Source organism: Pannonibacter phragmitetus DSM 14782, from assembly GCF_000382365.1.
In the GTDB taxonomy this organism is placed as follows: Bacteria; Pseudomonadota; Alphaproteobacteria; order Rhizobiales; family Stappiaceae; genus Pannonibacter; species Pannonibacter phragmitetus.
In genome coordinates, this window is the sequence record NZ_KB908232.1 from 1 (window position 1) to 20823 (window position 20823).

Here is a 20823-nt window from a genome sequence, read left to right on the forward strand (position 1 = left end):
AGGTGTTCCTGGCCTCCATTCGCGGCTGCTCGATCTGGCAAAGCTCCTTGCGCCAACGGAAGAGCTGGCTGACATGGATACCGGCCCCACGGGCAATCTCCGAAAGAACCGCTTCCGGCTCGAGGCAGGCTGCAACGAGCCGCTCCTTATCCTCCCGAGACCAGCGCCTGCGGCGCTCGACAGATGTGATCACTGCAATCGGCTGCTTCGTCATACGACTACTCCTAGTGTTGCACTAGGACTTCCGATGTTCGCCATCACCGAACAAGGCGGCACTCACCGTGGGGTTACGTTGGTTTCCGACACTTAAGCGCTGCATCGGTCAATATTTCGGGCCTCCTCGCGGAAAAGTACCGTCACGCGGTTTTTGGAGGCCGATGGCGTCGAAAACGCTTATATTTCAGCGTATTATCTCGAAAAAAGTACCGTCATTGGCCTCGTTTGACCTGACGGTACTTTCGTTTTCCCGGTTGATCAATGGGGGCGAGGCCCGTCAGCGAGGCTGCCAAACGCGATCCATGCCCACCGATAGATGTCGATAGGCGCAGAAGGAATTTTTTTCAGTTGGTTAGATCGTATTTCAGCGTAAATTCGGCGGCGTTCGGAGGGGTCTGAATCATTCCCACTCGATCGTGCCGGGGGGCTTGGAGGTGATGTCGTAGGTGACGCGGTTGATGCCTTCGACCTCGTTTATGATGCGGGTCGCGGTTTCGCCAAGGAATTCGTGGGTGAAGGGGTAGTAATCCGCCGTCATCCCGTCCACGGAAGTTACCGCGCGCAGGGCGCAGGCGTAGTCGTAGGTGCGGCCATCGCCCATGACGCCGACGGTGCGCACCGGCAGAATGGCGACGAAGGCCTGCCAGATCTCGTCATAAAGGCCGTGCTTGCGGATCTGGTCGATATAGACCGCATCCGCCTTGCGCAGGATCTCCAGCTTGGCACGGGTGATCTCGCCCGGGCAGCGGATGGCAAGGCCGGGACCGGGGAACGGATGGCGGCCGATGAACTTCGCCGGCAGGCCCAGTTCGCGGCCGAGGGCGCGCACTTCGTCCTTGAACAGTTCGCGCAGCGGCTCGACGAGCTTCAGGCCCATCTTTTCCGGCAGGCCGCCGACATTGTGGTGACTCTTGATCGTCACCGACGGGCCGCCGGAGAAGCTGACGCTTTCGATCACGTCCGGATAGAGCGTGCCCTGCGCCAGGAACTCGGCGCCATCGATGCTGTTGGCGTGTTTCTGGAACACGTCGATGAACAGCCGGCCGATGGTCTTGCGCTTCACTTCCGGATCGGTGACGCCTTCAAGCTCGCCCAGGAACAGCTCCTGCTCATCTGCATGGATGAGCGGGATGTTGTAATTGTCACGGAACATGGTGACGACCTCTTCGGCCTCACCCTGCCGCAGCAGGCCGTGGTCGACGAAGACGCAGGTGAGCTGATCACCAATCGCTTCGTGAATGAGAACGGCTGCCACCGAGCTGTCTACACCACCGGACAGGCCGCAGATGACCCGCTTGTCCCCCACCTGCGCACGGATCTTGGCAATGGCCTCGGCGCGGTAGGCGCCCATGGTCCAGTCGCCCTTGAAACCGGCAAGGCGCACGAAATTCTCGTAAAGCGTCCGGCCATTCGGCGTGTGGTGCACTTCCGGGTGGAACTGCACCGCATAGAAATGCCGCTCCGGATCTGCCGTGATCGCAAAGGGCGCGTTCGGCGAGGTGCCATAGACCTTGAAGCCCGGCGCAATGCGGCTGACGTGGTCGCCGTGGCTCATCCACACCTGCTCGCGCCCTTCGGCGAACCATCCGGCGATGAAGGCATCGCTCTGATCGGACGGGGTCACATAGGCGCGGCCGAATTCTGCCGTGCCGCCGCCGCCGGAAATCTTGCCGCCATCCACCTGGCCGCCCAGATCCTGCATCATCACCTGCTGTCCGTAGCAGATGCCAAGGACCGGCACGCCGAGGGTGTAGACCGACTTCGGCGGGCGGGGAGAGCCTTCGCGGGTGACCGAATCCGGCCCGCCGGAGAAGATCACCGCCTTCGGCTTGAAGGCCGCCAGAAAGTCATCCGTGACGTTCTGATAGGGGTGGATTTCGCAATAGACATTCAGCTCGCGCAGACGCCGGGCGATGAGCTGCGTCACCTGGGAGCCGAAGTCGATGATGAGAAGACGGTCGTGCTGGGTCATGAGCAGCTTCTAGCGGGTCAGAGGGTGGATTTGAACCGGAATCTTGCGCCTTGCAAAGCTTTTGTGAAGGGCTGCGCCCTGCCCTGTCCCGGCTCTTGAAACGGCAGCCGCAAGCGGCACGGAGTCAGGCGTTTTCCTTGGTCTGCAGAGAGCCCAGAAGGCTGGCAAGGCGGATGCGGTCCGGCGTGCCGAGGCCTTTCATGATCTCCGCTTCCAGCGGCACCAGACGGGCGTTGATTTCATCGGCAAGGTCGCGGCCGGCCTTTGTGGGCTTCAGCACCACAAGGCGGCGGTCCTGCCGGTTCTCACTCTTCTTCAGGAACTTGCGGTCGGTGAGGCGCATGGCGGCACGGCTGATGGCCACCGCATCCAGCCCGGTCTTCGCCCCAAGATCGCGCACCGAGCCTTCGCCCGCCTCGATCAGCGCCGCCAGAACCAGCCATTCGGCCAGGGCCAGGCTGTGCTGGCTTTGCAGCGCCTTGACGAGGCGGCGCTCCACCAGCCTTGCGGCCGAAATGATTTTCAGCGGCAGAAAATTGTCGAGCCCGGTCTCGGGCACCGTGTCGAAAAGGCTGACCTGACCAGCCGCCTGCGCCGGTGCCGGCTTGGCTGCGGATTTGGCTCTGGGCTCTTTGCCGCCTGACTGTTTCATGTTCCGTGCCCTTCCGGCGCAGGCCGCGCGTCCTTGTGAAGATCCGTCCGGCGGCCGATGGCGCAGCCACAGGAGACATCAACGGCATCTCCAAGGCTTGCAAGCCGCCCGCTTAAAACAATTTCAGTTCATCTGAAAAGGCTTTGCTGCCGGGCCGCGCAGTCTCCTCCACAGAATTTGCGCGCACCGCATTTCACGCGCGCAGCGGCGCCCCCTCGCCGGTTGCATGGCGAAAAGCCGCGTGATGGCGCGCAGGAGGGCGGGAAAAAACCTTCCGCCGCGCCAAGATGCGGGTGGACAGGCCCGTTCTGACCCCGATCCGCCTTTTGACCGCCCCAGAGTGAGTGCTTAGACTATGGGCAGTTCATGCTTTTTGATTCGATGCGGAACGCATGGGGGTCAGGGGGCAGAAACAGGAATGGCAAGCAAACAGGAGCCAGAGGGTGGCAGTACCGCTCAAGGCTCCGGAAATGGTCGTCTGACATGACGGATGCGGAGGACACCCGGCTGAAGGAAGCAACAGCCACCGGCGGCGGAGCCGGCGGACGGGAACCTGTGTCTGCAAACACCTCATCCGCAGCCTCGCAAGGGGACGCAGCAGGCCTTGGCCCGATCAGCGCCAGCAGCATCGAGAGCGCCCACCGGCTGGCGCGCCGCCTGCTGCGCGAGGGCCAGTTCGAGGAGGCAGCCACGCACCTGCGCAAGATTGTCTTTGCCGAACCTGCCAACACGCGGGCGCGCGCCAGCCTTGGCAACTGCCAGCTGATGACCGGCGACCTCGTCAATGCCGAAGCCTCGTTCCGCGCCGTGCTGGAGATGGATCCCAAGGATCAGAACGCGCTTTATGGCCTCGCCACGCTGCTGCTGCGGCGGGAGGCCCATGATGAAGCGGCCATTCATGCGGCGAAGCTGGTCGAGGTGCTGCCGGACAGTGCGGCCGCGCTGTCATTGCTGGCCGAAACAGGGTCACAGGATGCGCGTCCTGGTGCCGCCATCGCCAATTACCGCCATGCCCTGCGGTTTGATCCCGATTACCAGCCGGCTCTCCTTGGCCTTGCCAATCTTCTGTTGAAGCGCCACCGCTTCGATGAGGCGCGGGAACTGGCCGAGCGTGCCACCCAGGGCGGCGCGGGGCCGGTGGAAGCGCTCGTCGTTCTGGGCGACGTGATGGCCGCCCAGGGAGAGATGGTTGCCGCCAGACGCGCCTTTGAAGCAGCCCTTGGCCGCGATGCGCAGCATCATGCCGCACGCGTCAAGCTCAGTTCGCTGGCCCGGCGCGCCGGTGACATCAAGATGGCCCTGCGGCAGGCGGATGATGCCTGGACCGAAGCTCCCGATTTCCGCGAGGCGGGCAATGCCTTGGGCGCAGCCCTTGCCGCACTGGGCGAGCGGCAAGCGGCCCGCGAGGTGCTGACCAGCGTCGCCAATGGAAGGCAGGCACCCGACTGGGTGCGCCATGTCATCGAAACCCACCGCAAGGTGGACATGCCCTCCGTCGACTGGGTTGCCAGCGAGGAAGCGCTTCATGCGGCCAAGGCCAGCAAGACGGCAGCCATGGCCGCGCTGACAGCTGCTGCCGAGGCGGACAAGGCCGCTGCCATGGCCCGCGCCGCTGCCACAAAGGCGCTGGCAAAAGGCGCCGTCATGGCCGCAAGTGCGGAGCCGGACGAAGATCCTTTGCCGGCTGATGACCATGATGAGCCGGCAAAGGAGATGGCAGCCTCAGCCGAATCTGCCGGAGATGCCAGCCGCGAAAACATCACTGCCGGTGACTCGGACACGGGCGGCGCAAGTCTGCCAGGACCTGCAGCACAGGTGGAAGAGTCAGCCGAAGCCCCTGCCGTAACAGAAACGGGCAGAGGCCCAGACAGCGCGGCAGTTGACCGGCAAGCAGAAGAAGAACTGCCCTTCACTGCAGCCGAAGCAGACCCTGCCCCGGAGGCTCACACGGCTGTAATGCCCGGTGTGCTACCTGAGGCGGATCTTGAGTCTGCAGCGGTGGCACAGGGCGGACAGGACGATGCATCTGCCGCTCAGGCGGATACTGCAGTGACACCTCAGGATCAGCCTGCAAACCGGGACGCAGGCCAGTTGCCTGCGGAGCCCGGACAGGACGAAGCTGAACCCCGCGTGAAAGAAGAAGCCCCTCAGGGCGAACTCATCTATGAGCCGGACGACGCCTGGACGGATGAAGCGGATCTGAACGATCTTGCCCGCCTTGACGGCAAGGCACCGCCTCAGGACTGATCTCTTAACAGCACATCATTAGGGACAATCCCCCCCCCCCGGCGCTCCAACACAGGCGCGCCAATGGCATTGCCTTGCGCGAGCAGAGCCGGGGAACAACGGATCGCAGCCTCATACCAAGGCGCAAAGATGCTGACGCATCATGCCCTCAAGCCACTCATGCGCTGCACGGGCCTGACCGGCACCCCATGAACAAGCTGCACCGCTCTTCCGTCACAGACAGCACATCCGGCAGGCCGAAGCATGGCAACGGCACCATGCAGGAGATCTCCGCCCGGCAGGCTTCCTCATTCGCACATCCGGCATAGATCCGGCACGCTGCCCGCAATACGGTTTTTCACTGACAGAACAATCACTTATGCGATACGCACATTTCCATACCTTTTGGTATTGACAGCGGGGCGGAACTGAGGCCTACTTCCCTTCGAAATTCGGGAGGAGGAGCCCCACGTGTCTCAGGCAGCCTTGATGGCGCAGAGTATCTCTGCGCTTGCGCGCAACACTGTTGCCGAAATCTTTCTCAATTCGCTGGAAACCGCGCCGGACCGCCGGTTTGCGAAGAGTTTCACCGCAGACCTCACCTACCGCGAAGCTGCACTTGCCGCTGGCGCCATTGCTGCCCGGCTTGCCGGAAAGGTGGACAGCAAGCCCGTGGGCTTTGTGCTTCCAAACAGCGTTTCGCTGCTCATAACATACCTTGGAGTACTGTTTGCAGGTGGTCAGCCGGCCCTGCTGAACCCGGCTCTGCCCACCCAGACCCGGACGAAGCTGCTCGACCGGCTGGCCCCTGCAGCCATCATCACCAGCGACCCGGAACTGACTGGCCCGGACGTGATCTTCATCACCGATGCCGGCCTTCCGGATCTGGTGGCCGAGGGTGTGATCCCGCAGAACAGGGCGCAGCCCGATGACGTTGCCGTGTTTCTTTACAGCGGCGGCACCACGGGCGTGCCGAAGCGGGTGGCCCATACGCACCGGGCGCTTTGTGCCGCCGTGGAGCGGATGGAATGGGGCTGGCCGACGGTCGATGGTGATGTGTGGCTGCCGATTGCGCCCTTCACCCATGTTTATGGCTTCCTGATGGGCGTGGCCAATCCGATGCTGAACGCCGGCAGCATCATCATTCCAGACCGGTTCCATCCGGCCACCATTGTCGAGATGCTGGCGGAGCACGATGTCACGGTCTTCGGCGGCGGGCCTCCGGCCATTTATCAGGGGCTCTTGTCCGTGCCGGACCTCGGGCGTGGCAGCCTGCCTTCGCTGCGCGTCTGCCCGGGTGGCGGCGCGCCCTTCCCTGTCGAGCTGCACCGGCGCTGGCAGGAGGTCACGGGCCTCACCATCCACGAAGGCTACGGCATGACGGAAATCGCCCCGATTGCCATCAACAATGCGCAGACCGGCATCAAGCTTGGCGCAGCCGGAAAACCTGTGCCGGGCACCCAGATCCAGATTGTCGATACGATGACGGGCACAAGGCTTATGCCTGCGGGCGAACCGGGTGAAATCCGGGTGCGTGGCCCCCACCAGATGACCGGCTATGCCGATAGCCGGGAAGAAACCGCACAGATGCTGCGTGATGGCTGGGTCTACACCGGCGATATCGGCGTGCTGGACGAAGACGGATTCCTGACGATTACCGACCGGAAGAAGAACGTCATCTTCCACAAGGGCTTCAACGTGTTCCCGCGCGAGATCGAGGAAGTGCTGATGACGCATGAGGCGGTGTCCTCCGTGTCTGTCGTCGGCACGCCGGATGAACGTTCGGGCGAAATCGCCGTGGCCTTTGTTGTCGCCCGGGCGCCCGTTGAGGCGAAAACGCTCATGCAGCACTGCGCGGCGGCACTGGTGCCCTACAAGATTCCGGCCCGGATCGAGTTTCTCGACCAGATGCCGCTGACGCCAGCCGGCAAGGCGGACAGGATGGCCATGCAGTCCATGGCCGCGGCGCCGAAGACGCCTGACGGACCCGCAAGCTGACAAACCAACAGGAATGACCGGGGCCGCAATCCGGCTCCGGTGTGCAATGAGCACTGCAAGGGAGGTGCATGCCCATGACATACTCAAAGGTACTGAATCGCCGTCAGGTTCTCGCAGGCACAGCCGGTGCCGCAGCCCTCGTCACGCTGGGCCGTCCGGCCCGTGCTGAAACGGTTGTGCTGCGCTACAATCAATGGTTCCCGACCGCGCACTGGTCCCAGTCCGGCGGACTTTACAAGTGGTTCGACCAGATCAAGGAAGTCACGAACGGCCGCGTCGTGGTCGAGCCTTCGGCAAAGCCGCTGGCACCGCCCAACCGCAACTATCAGGCCGTTGCAGACGGTGTGACGGATCTGGCCTGGGGGCCGCATGGCTATACGCCCGGTGTCTTCCCGCTCACTGAAATGGTGGAACTGCCTTTCATTACCGAACATGCGGGCATCTCCTCCGCGGCCTACTGGCGGCTGTGGAAGGAGAAATTTGAAAAGACCGGCATGCAGAACCAGGTGGTGACGCTGGCCATGCATGTGACGGCAGGCGGCAACATTCACATGAACAACGGCGTTGTCCGCTCGGCCTCTGATCTCTCCGGCAAGAAGCTGCGTGTGCCGACACCTGTTGTGGGCCGCGTGCTGCAAACCATGGGCGCCGTGCCGATCAATGGCTCCTTGTCCGAACTGCGCGAGATGATGTCGCGGGGCATCGTCGATGGCACGGCCATTTCCTCGGAGCTGACGGTTGGCTTCAAGGTGGACAAATACGTCACCTCGGTCACGGAAGTGCCGGGCGGGCTCTTCTCCAGTTCCGCTTTTGTCGTGATCTCGCAGGACAAGTGGGCGCAGATCTCTCCGGAAGACCAGCAGGCGATCCTCGCCATTTCGGGCGAGAAGCTCAGCCGCTTCATGGGCGATCTCTGGCAGAAGTTCGACGACGAGGCCAAGGCCGCGTTCAAATCGAGCCTCGGCGAAAATTACATCACCGCATCGCCGGAATTCATCAAGGAACTGGAAGGCCACTTCGCCGAAGAACGCGCAAGCTGGCTGAAGCAGGCGGAAGCCGCCGGTGTGAATGGTCAGGAGGCGCTGGACTTCTACCAGGCCCAGATCGCCGCACTCGGCAAGTGAGGACAGACTGCTGATGCGCGCTGCCTTTCACCATCTCACCCGGTTCTGCAATGCCGTCACACTCACGTCCCTCTTCGCCCTTGTGGTGGTGACGGGCGTGGATGTGGCTGGCCGGGTGCTCTTCAACGCACCGCTTGGCTTTGCCTACGAACTGATCGGCGTGCTCCTGGGCATTGCCGTCTTTGCCGGGCTGGTGGATGCGAACTGGCGGCGCGATCACATCCGCATCGACCTTGCCGACACGCTGCTCGGCAAGGTTCCCGGACTGGAAAGGCTTGCCGATGGATTTGTCTGGCTGCTGGAGCTGGCCTTCAGCCTGCTTCTGGCCGTCATGGTCGCCAGGCAAGCGCTTCTGCTGAAGGATTATGGCGAGCAATTCCTCTTCCTGCCCATGGCAAAGTGGCTGCCGATCATCCTGATTGCAGTGTTTCTGGTTCTCTCCCTCAGCGGCTTTGCCGTTCACCTCCTCACGCGCAACAAGGCGCCCGGAAGCCCGGCGCGGAGCCAAGACTGATGACGATCACCCTCCTCTGCCTGCTGGCACTTGCCGTGCTGCTGTTTCTGCGCACGCCGATTGCAGTCGCGACAGCTTTGACAGGTCTTGCCGGCCTTACGGCTCTGCAGGGCTGGAAAGCGGCCTTCTCGCAGATTGGCATCATTGCCACTGAAACAGTTCTGACCTACGAGTTCGCGGTCATTCCTCTGTTCATCGTCATGGGCGCCTTCATCGCCCGCTCAGGCATTGCCGAAGAGCTGTTCAACGCCTGTTACGCGCTGGTCGGCCAGCTGCGCGGCGGGCTCGCCCTCTCCACAATCGCAGCCTGCGGCGGCTTCGGTGCGGTGTCCGGCTCCAGCCTTGCGACGGCGGCCACCATGTCCGGCATCGCCTATCCGCAGATGAAGCGCTATGGCTACTCGGACGAACTGGCCACCGGCTCCATCGCCGCCGGTGGCACGCTGGGCATCCTCATTCCGCCCTCCATCGCGCTGGTCTTCTACGGCATCATGACCGAGACGGACATTGGCGAGCTGTTCATAGCCGGCATCATTCCGGGCCTGCTCGGCATCCTGTTCTACATGGGTGCGGTCGGTGCCGTCGTCCTGCTCAATCCGGCAGCAGGTCCCGCCGGAGAGCCCATGAGCCTTCGTGCCCGGCTCAAGGCCTTTGCTGGTGTCTGGTCCACGATCGCACTGTTCGGCCTTGTCATGGGCGGCATCTATGCGGGCCTGTTCTCTCCGACGGAAAGCGCCGGTGTGGGGGCCTGCGGCGCGCTGCTGATTGCACTTGCCCGCGGCAAGGCGTCGATGACCATGGTGCTGGACTCCCTGCGCGATGGCATGCGCACCACGGTGCAGCTGATGATGATCCTCATCGGCTCCTTCATCTTCGCCAATCTGGTCAATGCCGGGCGCGTGCCTCAGGCGCTGGTTGCCTGGGTGGAGAGCATGCAGCTTGCGCCGATCCTGGTCATCCTCGTCATCGTCGGCATTTATGTGGTGCTGGGCTGCGTGCTGGAATCCATCTCCATGATGCTGCTGACGGTGCCGGTGTTCTACCCGCTGGTGGCGAGCCTTGGGTATGACCTCGTCTGGTTCGGCATCGTTGTGGTCGTGGTGGTTGAAATCAGCCTCATCACCCCGCCGGTCGGCCTCAATGTCTTCGTCCTGAAATCGGTGCTGCCGGGTGTGCGGCTGACCACGATCTTCCGGGGCGTTTCCCCCTTCGTCCTCGCCGATGTGCTGCGTGCAGCGCTGATCATCGGCGTTCCCTCCATCTCGCTGGCGCTGCCCGCGCTCATGCGCTGAACTTGTCCGGAGATCCGATATGCCCGGCTCACACGACTATTCCCTTCAGATCACCGCAGCGGACCACCGCACCAACCTGCACCGCAACGGCAGCGGCAAACCCGTTGCCCTGCTGCATGGCTCTGGCGCCGGTGTCTCGGCCTGGGCCAACTGGCGCAAGGTCTTCGGCCCGCTGTCGCAGCAATTCGACGTGGTTGCGCCCGATATCGCAGGCTTTGGCGCAACGGAACTCAAGGCCGATACCCAGTACAACATCATGTTCTGGGTGGAGCACTTCATCGCCATTCTTGATGCGCTGGAAATCAGCAAGATTTCGGTCGCCGGCAACTCCTTTGGCGGTGCGCTCGGCCTGATGACGGCAATCCACCACCCGGACCGCATCGACCGGCTGGTGCTGCTCGGCACCCCCTGCGGCCGCTTCCCGATGACCGATGGCCTCAAGGCTCAGGGCGAATTCGACGGCTCCATGGAGAGCCTGCGCCGTGCCATGAGCTTCTTCCCTTATGACAGCTCGATCCTGACCGAAGACCTGATCGCCGCCCGGTTCGAAGCCGCCACACGCGATGGCGCGCTGGAAGCCTTCCGCCGCCTGATGCCCCCGCCCTCCGGTGACAATCCGGAAGTGCGCGGCATCCCGGAAAAGCTGCTGCGCCAGGTGAAGCACAAGACGCTGATCCTTCACGGGCGCGAGGACCGGGTGGTGCCTTACGAGCGGGCACTGGACATGCACCAGTGGCTGGAAAACTCGGAACTGCACTCCTTCGGCAAGTGCGGCCATTGGGTGCAGATCGAGCGGGAAGCCGAATTCATGGCATTGGTGACCACTTTCCTTGGAGGCAAGGCATGAGCCGCAACACACTCGAAAAGGTCCTGTACGACCTGTCCACCTCGGGCGCGAACAAGAAGATGTTTGCCGCCGACCCGGACAAGTTCCTGTCCCGCTACCAGCTCTCCGAAGAAGAGCGCGGACTGATCACCGGATACAAGGTGCGCGAGATCGCCGACCTCGGCGTGAACACCATGCTCACCTGGGGCTTCTGGCTGCAGAGCGGACGGGGCCAGCGGGACTACATGAAGGTAATGAAGCGAGAGGAGGCTTGAGCCATGGCTGAGATCGTTGGCGGTTTTGTCGTTCCCCACAACCCGATCATGTTCTACGCGCCGGATGCACCAAGCGCCGCGCAAAAGCAGGTGGTGCTGGATGCCTACGCGGCGACGGCACGGCGCATTGCGGAGCTGAAGGCCGACACCGCAATCATCATTGGGTGTGACCACTACATACTCTATGGTACTGAATGCCTTCCGCGTTATGTCATCTCCACCGGCGAGATGGATGGTCCGGTGGACCAGTTGCCCGGTCTGAAGCGCGAGCCGATCGACTGCCATGCAGCGCTGGGAACCCACATCTGCAAGGAAGGCTTCGAGACCGGTTTCGACTGGACCGTCGGCCGCGCCATGGCGGTGGATCATTCCGTCGCCATTCCGCACCACTACATGGTCAAGCCGAACCCCGGCATGAAGTCGGTTGCCGTGATGCTGGCCTGCGGCGTTGATCCCTATCTGCCGATGAAGCGTGCCTGGGAACTGGGCGAGCAGATCGCGGCAGCGGTGAAGAGCTTCCCCGGCAGCGAGCGCGTCGTGGTCATCGGCTCTGGCGGCATTTCCCACCATGTGGGGGACGAGCGCATGGGCGAAGTCAACCCGGACTTCGACAAGCGCGTTCTGGCTGCCGTCACCACTGGCGACAAGGCCGCCATGCTGGGTTTCACGGACGAGATCATCCTTGCTGAAGGGGGCAACGGCGCCATGGAAATCCGCACCTTCGCCTGTGCCATGGCGGCGGTGGGCGCGGCGGGTGGCCAGGTGGTTGCCTATGAGCCGATCACCGAGTGGGTCACCGGCATGGGCTTTGCCGAGCTGAGGGCAGCCGCATGATGGCAGAAACGCTGGACATGGTGCGGATCTGCGACGCCTCGGACATCTCCGGCGGCGAGATCCTGAAGGTGACCATCGAGGGGCATGAGCCCCTCGGTGTGACCGAAGCGGACGGCAGCTTCTACGTCTTTCCCGACACCTGCCCCCACGCCAATGAGTCGCTGGCCAAAGGCTGGGTGGAGGATGGGCGCGTGGTGTGCCCGGTGCATTTCGCCGAGTTCGAACTGGGCAATGGTGACGTGCACAACGGCCCCGTTGGATGCGGCAAGCTGAAATTCTTTGACTGCGAACTGCGCGGCGACGGGCTTTACGCCCGGCTCGCCGGCTGATCCGGCCTCCCCCGAACAGACTAAGGGAGCTTATGGATGTGTGAACATGACGGCTGCGCAGGCAGCGCAGAAGCGGGCGGCAACCGCCCCGACATGCGGCCGGTCTATCCCAGGGCCGGCAGCTACCCGGACTTCGCCGGGCTTGTAGACACGCAGCGTGCACAGGTCGACCGCAAGGTCTTCCATGACAAGGCTGTCTACGAGGCAGAGCTGCGCCAGATCTTCGGCCGCGCCTGGCTTTTCCTTGCGCATGAGAGCCAGATCCCCGAGCCGGGCGATTTCATCCGCACCTACATGGGCGAGGACAATGTCATTGTCGTGCGCCAGCGGGACAAGTCGGTCAACGCCTTCCTGAACTCCTGCCCGCATCGCGGCAACCGGGTGTGCATGGTGGACGCGGGCAAGAAGGCACGCGGCTTCATCTGCAATTACCACGGCTGGTCCTTCGGCATCGACGGCGGCCTGCGCGGTACTGACGGCAAGGTCTATGACACGGATGTCACCTTCGACAAGGCCGGCATCGGTCTCACTCCGGTGGCGCAGGTCGCCTCCTACAAGGGGCTCATCTTCGGCACCTTTGATCCGGAGGCTCCGAGCCTGACCGAGTTTCTGGGTGATTTCACCTGGTATCTCGACGTGATGCTCGACAATGACGAAGGCGGCACCGAATTCATCGGCGGGGCCATCAAGTCCGTCGTTGACTGCAACTGGAAATTCCCGGCGGAGAACTTCGTCGGTGACATTCTCCATGCCTTCTGGACGCATCAGTCCGGTGCGCAGGCCATTCTGGGCGGAGGCGTCGATCTGGGCGCGCGCTATGACGAGCTGGCCTTCCAGGCGTCGGTCTACGGCCACGGCATCGAGACCAATCTCGACAAGGTCGGCAACACCCGCACCCTCGGCTATCCGGAGCTGGTGGACTACGTCTTCTCCCGGCAGAAGGAAATGGCGGAGCGTCTGGGGGATGTACGGGCGCGCATGGTGGGGGCGGTTTCTTCCGCCACCGTGTTTCCGAACTTCTCCTTCCTGCCTGGTCAGGCGACATTCCGTGTCTGGCATCCGCGCGGGCCGGACAAGATCGAGCTGGTGGTCTGGACCCTCGTCAACAAGAACATGCCCGAACACATCAAGGAACTGTACCGCAAGGGCGTGATGATGACGTTCTCGCCTGCCGGTGTGTTCGAAATGGATGATGGCGAGAACTGGGAATATTCCACCCGGGTCAACAAGGGCTACGTCACCCGCCAGCAGCCCCTGCACTATGCACTTGGCCTCGGCACCAGGGATGAGACCCGCGATCTGCCGGGCATCATCCACAAGGGCTCGCTGAACGATGCGAACCAGCGCCTTTTCTACACGCGCTGGGCCGAGTTCATGCGCCACGACAACTGGCACGACCTGCAGAACGGGGAAACCGCCCCGCCGCGCCGGGCCGTGCAGCAGCAGCAGGCAGCGGAGTAGGCCCATGCTTGACATCGCCAGACCCTTTACGGACTTCACCCGCTACGCCGATAGCGAAACCGAACGGCTCGTCACCCGCTTCCTCCATGCAGAGGCCCGGGTGCTGGACCGGGAGGCCTATCAGGAATGGCTGGAGACCTTCATCGACAAGGACATCCGCTACTGGATGCCGGACATGGAAACCCGCCGCCGCGACGACAAGCGCGGCACCTTCTGCTACGGCGAGTCTGCCTATTTCGATGACACCTGGGACGAGCTGCATGTGCGCGTGAAGCGCTACAACGAGCCCTCGGCCTGGGCTGACAATCCTGCCACCCGCCACGCGCATCTCATCAGCAACATCGAGGTGTTCGAGACGGATGACCCGCATCTGGTAGCGGCCTGCTCGGCCTTTACCAACGTGCGCAACCGCAACGAAACGGATCAGGACATCATCCACGGCCGGCGCGAAGACGTGCTGCGGCGGGAGGGAGACGGTTTCCGTCTGCTGCGCCGGCGCATCTTCATCGTGCAGAACGTGCTTCTGTCCAAGAACCTGAACACCTTCCTGTGAGAACACCCATGAGCGGACGGCTTCAGGGATACAGCGCCATCGTCACGGGTGGCGGCAAGGGCATCGGGCGGGCGGTGGTGGACCGTTTCGTGGCAGAGGGCGCGAGGGTTGGCGTTCTCGTGCGCAGCGAGGCGGATGCCGGGTCGCTCACCGGGCAGCATGGCGATGCCGTGCTTCCCGTGCTGGGCGATGTGCGCAGCTGGGCGGACAACAGCCGTCTGGTCGAGGCCACAACTTCGGCCTTTGGCAAACTGGATGTGCTGGTGCCCAATGCGGGCGTCTATGATTTCTCCGACCGGTTCGAGACGATCTCCGGCGAGGATCTGCAGACCCGTTTCGAGGAACTGTTTGCCGTCAACGTGCAGGGCTACCTGCTGGCGGTGCGCGCAGCGCTCGATCCCTTGCGCGCCTCGCAGGGCTCGGTGGTCTTCACCCTCTCCTCTTCCAGCTTCTATCCGGGCGGCGGCGGCGTGCTTTACGTGTCGTCCAAGCACGCGCTGGTGGGCACGGTGAAGCAGCTTGCCTTCGAGCTTGCTCCGGACATCCGCGTCAACGCGGTTGCGCCCGGCGGCACGCGCACCGGTCTAGGCGGGCTCAGTTCGGCCGGACACAGCCGCTCGCTCGCAGATATTCCCGGCTTCGATGCCATGGTCGCCAAGACCGTGCCGCTCGGCTTCCTGTCCGAGCCGGAGGATCACGCCGGTCTTTATGTAACGCTCGCCTCCAGGGAGGAGGCCCGCTTCGTCACTGCCGAAATCATCCGCTCGGACGGGGGACTGATGGTGCGTGGCGGCGGACGCAAGAGAAAGGAAGCCTGATGAGCAAGACCGATGCTGCACTGGCCGGGCTGAAGGCCCGCATGCGCCTTCCGGTGATCGCAGCCCCCATGTTCCTCGTCTCCGGCCCGGACATGGTGACCGCCGCCTGCCGCGCAGGGGTCATGGGCGCCCTGCCCGGCCCAAATGCCCGCACCACGGCGGATCTGCGCGACTGGTTTGAAACCATCTCCGGCAATCTCGGCCCGCAGGATGCACCCTGGGCCTTCAACATGATCACCCACACCAGCTATGGCCGCTTTGACGAGGAAATCGCCCTTGTTGCCGAGTACAAGCCGGCGCTGGTCATCACCGCGCTGGGCGGGCCGCACCGGGTGACAGATGCCGTGCACGGCTATGGCGGGCTTGTCTTTGCAGACGTGAACTCGCCGCTCTATGCCCGCAAGGCCGTCGAGAAAGGCGCGGATGGGCTGGTGCTTGTCTGTGCCGGTGCGGGCGGACACACGGGCGAATATGCCATGATGCCCTTCATCGACGAGGTGCGCTCCTTCTTTGACGGGCCGCTGATCGTGGGCGGCGGCATCTCCACCGGGCAGGCGGTGCGGGCGGTCGAGAACCTTGGCGCGGACTTCGCCTATGTGGGCACCCGTTTCCTCGCAGCGCCCGAAACCATGATCCCGGATGAATACCGGCAGATGGTCATCGCCAGCCACATGGAAGACCTCATCGCCTCGCGCGCCATCACCGGAGCCTTGGGCAACTGGATGAAGGCCAGCGTCGAGCGGGCCGGAATTTCCCTCTCCGACATGAAGGCAGAGGCAAAGATCGACTTCTCCGGCGACATGCATTCCGGCGCCAAGGCCTGGAAACATGTGTGGAGCGCAGGCCAGGGCGTCGGCGCCATCACCGCCAGCGAGCCGGTGGCCCGCATCGTGGACGGGCTGAGCGAAGGCTATCTCGCCGCCTTTGCGGCAGAGCGCGCCCGCACCGGCTTTGCGGAGAGACTTTCAGGAAGGAATGCAGCATGAGCATCATCGAACAGGCCGCAGACCGCCTCTGGCAGGCGCGGCAGACCGGCACCCCTTGCGCACCTGTGCGCGACCTTCTGGGCGAAAGCGATGTGGCCGCCGCCTATGCCGTACAGGAGATCAACACCCGCCGGCAGCTTGAGAAAAGCCGCATCGTGGGTGCCAAGATCGGCCTTACGTCCCGCGTGGTGCAGCAGCAGCTTGGGGTGCACCAGCCCGACTTCGGTCTGCTCTTTGCAGACATGGATGTTCTGAATGCAGGCATCGTGCCTTTCGCAGAGCTGAGCCAGCCCAAGGTGGAGGCGGAAATCGCCTTCATTCTCGGCAAGGATCTGCCCCATGCCGATTGCACCAGCGCCGAGGTAATCGCCGCCGTTGACCATGTGGTTCCGGCGCTGGAAATCGTCGGTTCGCGGGTCGCAGGCTGGGACATCCGCATCACCGACACCATCGCCGACAACGCTTCCTCTTCGCATTTCGTGCTGGGGCCGGTGGCTAAACCGCTGGCAGCGGTGGATCTGCTCGACTGCGCCATGGAACTGGAGCTGAACGGGGAGAAGAAGTCCTCCGGCAAGGGCCGCGCCTGCCTCGGCTCCCCCCTCTCCGCTCTCGTCTGGCTCGCCCGCACCATGGCCGCCAGCGGCAGGCCGTTGCAGGCCGGGCATGTGGTGCTTTCCGGGGCGCTTGGCCCCATGGTGGCCGTCAGCCCCGGCGGCACCTGCACCGCCCGCATTGAAGGCCTTGGAGAAGTCAGCGTCGAATTCGGAGGACTTGCGGCATGAGCAAGGTCAAATGCGCCATCATCGGCTCGGGCAACATCGGCACCGACCTGATGATCAAGATCATGCGCCTGTCGGACGTGCTGGAATGCGCCGCCCTGGTGGGCATTGATGCAACATCCGATGGCCTTGCCCGCGCGGCACGGCTGGGCGTTGCCACCACCCACGAAGGGTTGGAGGGCCTGCGCGCCCTACCCGTCTACAAGGACATCGCCATCGTCTTCGATGCCACATCGGCAGGTGCGCACAAGCGCCACAGCGAGGCGCTGATTGCAGATGGCAAGCAGGTGATCGACCTGACCCCCGCTGCCATCGGCCCCTACACCATCCCGCCGGTCAATCTGGATGCCAATCTGGATGCGCCGAACGTCAACATGGTGACCTGCGGCGGTCAGGCGACGATCCCTATCGTTGCCGCCATTTCCCGCGTGACAAAGGTGCACTGGGGCGAAATCGTCGCCTCCATCGCCTCGAAATCCGCTGGCCCCGGCACCCGCGCCAATATTGACGAGTTCACCGAGACGACGGCAGCCGCCATCGAACAGGTGGGCGGTGCGGACAAGGGCAAGGCGATCATCATCCTCAATCCGGCAGAACCGCCGCTGATCATGCGCGACACGGTGATCTGCCTTGCGGATGACGCCAGCAGGGACGCCATCCGCGCCTCGATCCTCGCCATGGTGGAGGAAGTGCGGGCCTATGTCCCCGGCTACCGCCTGAAGCAGGACGTGCAATTCGAACGCATCGGCGGCAACGCGCCGCTGTGGATCCCGGAACTGGGCCGCCACGTGGACGGGCTGAAGGTAACCGTCTTCCTCGAAGTGGAAGGCGCGGCGCATTATCTGCCCGCCTACGCCGGTAATCTCGACATCATGACCTCTGCCGCCATGAAGACGGCCGAGCGCATCGCAATCCTGCGCAACTGGGTGAAGGAGGCTGCGTGATGGGCAAGCTGTTCATTCATGACGTAACCCTGCGCGACGGCATGCACGCCATCCGTCACCAGTATGATCTTGGCCATATCCGCGACATCGCCCAGGCGCTGGACGAGGCAGGCGTTGATGCCATTTCCGTTGCCCATGGCGACGGGCTTACCGGCTCGACCATGACCTACGGTTTCGGCCGCCACACGGACGGCCAGTGGATTGCGGAAGCGGCAAAGGTGATCAAGCGGGCAAAGCTGGCCACCCTGCTGCTGCCCGGCATCGGCACCATTCATGACCTGAAGAAAGCCCATGATCTGGGTGTCACGTCGGTGCGCATCGCCACCCATTCCAGCGAGGCAGACGTTTCGGCCCAGCACATTGCGGCAGCCCGCGGCATGGGCATGGATGTGGTCGGCTTCCTAATGATGTCACACATGACGGAGCCAGAGGTTCTGGCCGGTGAGGCGCTGAAGATGGAAAGCTACGGCGCCCATTGCGTCTATGTGACGGACTCGGGCGGCGCCATGACCATGCGCGACTATGCAGCCCGCATCACCGCCCTGCGCAGCGTGCTGAAGCCGGAGACGGCAGTGGGCGTGCATGCCCACCAGAACCTGTCACTGGCCGTCGCCAACTCCATCACCGCCATCGAGCATGGAGCAACCCGTATTGACTGCTCTCTGGCCGGCATGGGTGCAGGCGCAGGCAACACGCCCATCGAGGCCTTTGTCGCGGTCGCCAACAAGATGGGCCTGCCGCATGGCTGCGATCTGTTCAAGCTGCAGGACGCTGCCGACACTCTGGTGCGCCCCTTGCAGGACCGTCCCGTACAGGTGGACCGGCAAACCCTGTCGCTCGGCTATGCCGGTGTCTATTCCAGCTTCCTGCGCCATGCGGAAAAGGCATCGGCAGACTATGGCGTCGATGCCCGCGAGATCCTCATGGAACTTGGCCGCCGCCGCATGGTGGGCGGTCAGGAAGACATGATCGTGGATGTGGCGCTTGATCTGGCCGCCGCCAGAGAGAAACCGGCAGCGCAATAGGCTCAGCGCGTGCGCTCTTCCCGGGGCGCACGCAGGCAGGCCATGGCTGCGGAGATGAACTCCTCGTTGTCCAGCGGCTTCAGCGTCTTGTGCAGCACCGAGTCCCCCATCATCAGGCAATAGGCGAGATAGGCCCGGGTGCGGGCCTCCTCATCGGAAAAACCCTCGATGCGGAACAGCTCGGCGAAATACTCGTAACGGATATGGTCCACTTCCTCGACCGCATTGCGCGGCAGATCGACCCGGCGGCCCCAGTCGCGGATGCTCATCTCGACCTGGGCAAAGGCCGGAGACTTGGGCATGCGCGGCAGGGCCATCAGCTTGCGCAGCCGCTCAAAGCCGGTCTCGTTGGCCTTGGAAATGTTCTGGATGACGTTGAGCGTCATCTTCCGCTGCCAGTTTTTCAACATGGCTGCAAGAAGTTCGGCGCGTGTCTTGAAGTGCCAGTAGAAGCTGCCCTTGGTCACGCCCAGCTTCTGGCACAGGGTATCGATGCGGATGCCGCGCACATTTTCGCGCACGAGAATTTCGGTCGCCGCTTCCACCCAGTCGGTTTCGGTCAGCGGGCTGTCCTTCACCCGGCGCGTCGGCGAACGGCGCAAGGGCGTATTTCCATCTGCCGCTGCATCGGCGGGCACCGCCGGTTCATTCGCAGCGGAGGGACTGTCGTTGGAACTGCCGGTCACGGGGAAACCTTCCAGAAGCCTGTCTTCCTCTCCAAACCTTACGGTACTGAACTCTCTTTTGCGAGGCATCATGAGTAGAAAAACTGTGTTTATCGCGGGCGCCGGACAGGCAGGCGCGGTCTGTGCCATGGCGCTGCGGGACAAGGGATTTCAAGGCGAAATCATCCTGGCAGGCGAGGAGCCGCACGCCCCTTACGAGCGGCCGGAGCTGTCCAAGAAACTGGTCAGCGGCGGACGCAGCCTTGCCGATGTCACCATACTTGATGCCGCAAAAGCCGAAAGCCTCGGCATCCGCCTCCTGACCGGCTGCACCGTTTCGGGCCTTGACCGGGACGCACGCAAAGTTGGGACGGACGCTGACAGCTTCTCCTATGACTGGCTGGTCCTGGCCACTGGCGGGCGGGCACGCGCCCTGCCCGGGGCTGCCCTCACCGGCCTGCCGCTGGTCTCTGTCCGCAAGGCGGAAGATGCGGAGCAGCTCAAGGCTCTCATCGCTTCAAGCCGCAGCGTTGCCGTTGTTGGCGGCGGCTGGCTGGGACTGGAGGCCGCCGCAAGCTGCCGTCAGGCAGGCCTTGAGGTGGATGTTCTGGAAATGGCGCCGCGCCCTTGTGCCCGTGTTGCCCCGCCTGCCCTGTCAGAAGCCCTCAGCGCCCTTCATGCAGCCAACGGCATCCGCCTGCACTGCGGTGCAGGCTTCAGCTTCGTGCCGGGCGGCATACGCCTTGCAGATGACACAGCCCTGACGCCGGATTTCCTGATTGCCGCCATCGGCATGGAAGCCAATGACGGGCTGGCGGCTGCCGCAGGCCTTGCCACTGACCGGGGCATCGTCGTGGACAGCCAGTTCCGCACCAGCGATCCTTCCATCTTTGCAATTGGCGACTGTGCCGTGGCAACGCAGAGTGACGGCAGCCGCTTGCGGCTGGAATCCTGGCAGAATGCCAATGTCTCCGGCCTCGCGGTGGCCTGTCAGATCACCGGCACGCCGCTGCCTGCTCCCGAACCGCTGTGGTTCTGGTCGGATCAGTTCGATGCCAAGGTGCAGATGGCGGGCAGCCTTGAGGGCGCGGAGGAAGTAATCCTGCGCGGCAGCGGCACGGAGCAGATGGCCTTTCATCTGACAGGAGGACGCCTTATCGGCGCCTGGGCGCTCAACTGCGCCCGCGACTTTGTCCTTGCCCGCCGCTGGCTGGCGCAAGGCACCCGGCTTGCCGCAGACCGGCTTGCGGATGGCACTCAGCCGCTGAAAGCCTGCACCGCAGCATAAAAGCCCTTCCCGGAATGCCAAAAGGCCGCCTGCGGAACACTTCCCG

At 63.4% G+C, this 20823-nt stretch carries 21 protein-coding genes; 17 read left to right on the forward strand and 4 right to left on the reverse strand.

Translation table 11 applies throughout. The annotated features are described in order from the left end of the window. The 3 genes from H163_RS0118815 to H163_RS23205 form a co-directional block, all read right to left on the reverse strand. The coding region (locus tag H163_RS0118815) for a transposase (RefSeq protein WP_019966171.1) at positions 1-214 on the reverse strand (214 nt) is incomplete at its 3' end. 402 nt (positions 215-616) lie between these two features. Next, positions 617-2188: a glutamine-hydrolyzing GMP synthase gene (guaA, locus tag H163_RS0118820; RefSeq protein WP_019966172.1), complete on the reverse strand. Its 1572-nt coding sequence runs from the start codon at positions 2186-2188 to the stop codon at positions 617-619. Positions 2189-2312: 124 nt separating this feature from the next. Continuing rightward, a complete protein-coding gene (locus H163_RS23205) occupies positions 2313-2840 on the reverse strand; it encodes a MarR family winged helix-turn-helix transcriptional regulator (RefSeq protein ID WP_019966173.1) in 528 nt (175 codons plus the stop codon). Positions 2841-3323: 483 nt separating this feature from the next. On the opposite strand from H163_RS23205, the gene H163_RS23790 reads away from it, so the two are divergent. From H163_RS23790 to dmpG, 16 genes are all read left to right on the forward strand, one after another. Beyond that, on the forward strand, positions 3324-5087 hold the full coding sequence (locus H163_RS23790; protein WP_019966175.1) for a tetratricopeptide repeat protein: 1764 nt from the start codon (positions 3324-3326) through the stop codon (positions 5085-5087). 468 nt (positions 5088-5555) lie between these two features. Further along, entirely contained in the window at positions 5556-7064 is a 1509-nt protein-coding gene (locus tag H163_RS0118845) for a class I adenylate-forming enzyme family protein (RefSeq protein ID WP_019966177.1), read from the forward strand. A 74-nt stretch (positions 7065-7138) separates the two neighbouring features. Beyond that, positions 7139-8188 (forward strand): TRAP transporter substrate-binding protein, encoded by a 1050-nt coding sequence (locus H163_RS0118850; RefSeq protein WP_019966178.1) that lies wholly within the window; start codon positions 7139-7141, stop codon positions 8186-8188. A gap of 13 nt (positions 8189-8201) precedes the next feature. After that, positions 8202-8702 (forward strand): TRAP transporter small permease, encoded by a 501-nt coding sequence (locus H163_RS23795; RefSeq protein WP_019966179.1) that lies wholly within the window; start codon positions 8202-8204, stop codon positions 8700-8702. Next, positions 8702-9994 (forward strand): TRAP transporter large permease, encoded by a 1293-nt coding sequence (locus tag H163_RS0118860; RefSeq protein WP_019966180.1) that lies wholly within the window; start codon positions 8702-8704, stop codon positions 9992-9994. The genes H163_RS23795 and H163_RS0118860 overlap by 1 nt, the downstream gene beginning before the upstream one ends. A 19-nt stretch (positions 9995-10013) precedes the next feature. Next, on the forward strand, positions 10014-10841 hold the full coding sequence (locus tag H163_RS0118865; RefSeq protein WP_019966181.1) for an alpha/beta fold hydrolase: 828 nt from the start codon (positions 10014-10016) through the stop codon (positions 10839-10841). Further along, on the forward strand, positions 10838-11095 hold the full coding sequence (locus tag H163_RS23220; RefSeq protein WP_019966182.1) for a hypothetical protein: 258 nt from the start codon (positions 10838-10840) through the stop codon (positions 11093-11095). Before H163_RS0118865 ends, H163_RS23220 begins: the two co-directional genes overlap by 4 nt. A 3-nt stretch (positions 11096-11098) precedes the next feature. After that, positions 11099-11929 (forward strand): DODA-type extradiol aromatic ring-opening family dioxygenase, encoded by an 831-nt coding sequence (locus H163_RS0118875; protein WP_019966183.1) that lies wholly within the window; start codon positions 11099-11101, stop codon positions 11927-11929. Next, positions 11926-12258 (forward strand): Rieske (2Fe-2S) protein, encoded by a 333-nt coding sequence (locus H163_RS23800; RefSeq protein ID WP_019966184.1) that lies wholly within the window; start codon positions 11926-11928, stop codon positions 12256-12258. Before H163_RS0118875 ends, H163_RS23800 begins: the two co-directional genes overlap by 4 nt. Positions 12259-12294: 36 nt before the next feature. After that, complete coding sequence (locus H163_RS0118885) at positions 12295-13719, forward strand: aromatic ring-hydroxylating oxygenase subunit alpha (RefSeq protein ID WP_019966185.1); 1425 nt, start codon at positions 12295-12297, stop codon at positions 13717-13719. 4 nt (positions 13720-13723) lie between these two features. Next, the gene (locus tag H163_RS0118890; RefSeq protein WP_019966186.1) at positions 13724-14272 is read left to right on the forward strand and encodes a 3-phenylpropionate/cinnamic acid dioxygenase subunit beta; all 549 of its coding nucleotides are present in this window, start codon (positions 13724-13726) and stop codon (positions 14270-14272) included. An 8-nt stretch (positions 14273-14280) separates the two neighbouring features. Then, positions 14281-15090, forward strand: a complete 810-nt coding sequence (hcaB, locus tag H163_RS0118895; RefSeq protein WP_019966187.1) for a 3-(cis-5,6-dihydroxycyclohexa-1,3-dien-1-yl)propanoate dehydrogenase — start codon at positions 14281-14283, stop codon at positions 15088-15090. Continuing rightward, a complete protein-coding gene (locus H163_RS0118900) occupies positions 15090-16076 on the forward strand; it encodes an NAD(P)H-dependent flavin oxidoreductase (RefSeq protein WP_019966188.1) in 987 nt (328 codons plus the stop codon). Before hcaB ends, H163_RS0118900 begins: the two co-directional genes overlap by 1 nt. Then, positions 16073-16858 carry a 2-keto-4-pentenoate hydratase gene (locus tag H163_RS0118905; RefSeq protein WP_019966189.1) on the forward strand — a complete coding sequence of 262 codons (786 nt, stop codon included), beginning with the start codon at positions 16073-16075 and terminating at the stop codon, positions 16856-16858. Before H163_RS0118900 ends, H163_RS0118905 begins: the two co-directional genes overlap by 4 nt. Beyond that, on the forward strand, positions 16855-17799 hold the full coding sequence (locus H163_RS0118910) for an acetaldehyde dehydrogenase (acetylating) (RefSeq protein WP_019966190.1): 945 nt from the start codon (positions 16855-16857) through the stop codon (positions 17797-17799). The genes H163_RS0118905 and H163_RS0118910 overlap by 4 nt, the downstream gene beginning before the upstream one ends. Beyond that, positions 17799-18824: a 4-hydroxy-2-oxovalerate aldolase gene (dmpG, locus tag H163_RS0118915; protein WP_019966191.1), complete on the forward strand. Its 1026-nt coding sequence runs from the start codon at positions 17799-17801 to the stop codon at positions 18822-18824. Before H163_RS0118910 ends, dmpG begins: the two co-directional genes overlap by 1 nt. A gap of 2 nt (positions 18825-18826) precedes the next feature. Here dmpG and H163_RS0118920 read toward each other — a convergent pair whose 3' ends face one another. Further along, positions 18827-19510 (reverse strand): TetR/AcrR family transcriptional regulator, encoded by a 684-nt coding sequence (locus H163_RS0118920; protein ID WP_019966192.1) that lies wholly within the window; start codon positions 19508-19510, stop codon positions 18827-18829. 70 nt (positions 19511-19580) lie between these two features. Between H163_RS0118920 and H163_RS23230 the strand changes: the two genes are divergently transcribed. After that, positions 19581-20777, forward strand: a complete 1197-nt coding sequence (locus H163_RS23230; RefSeq protein ID WP_040679252.1) for an NAD(P)/FAD-dependent oxidoreductase — start codon at positions 19581-19583, stop codon at positions 20775-20777. Positions 20778-20823 lie beyond the last annotated feature (46 nt).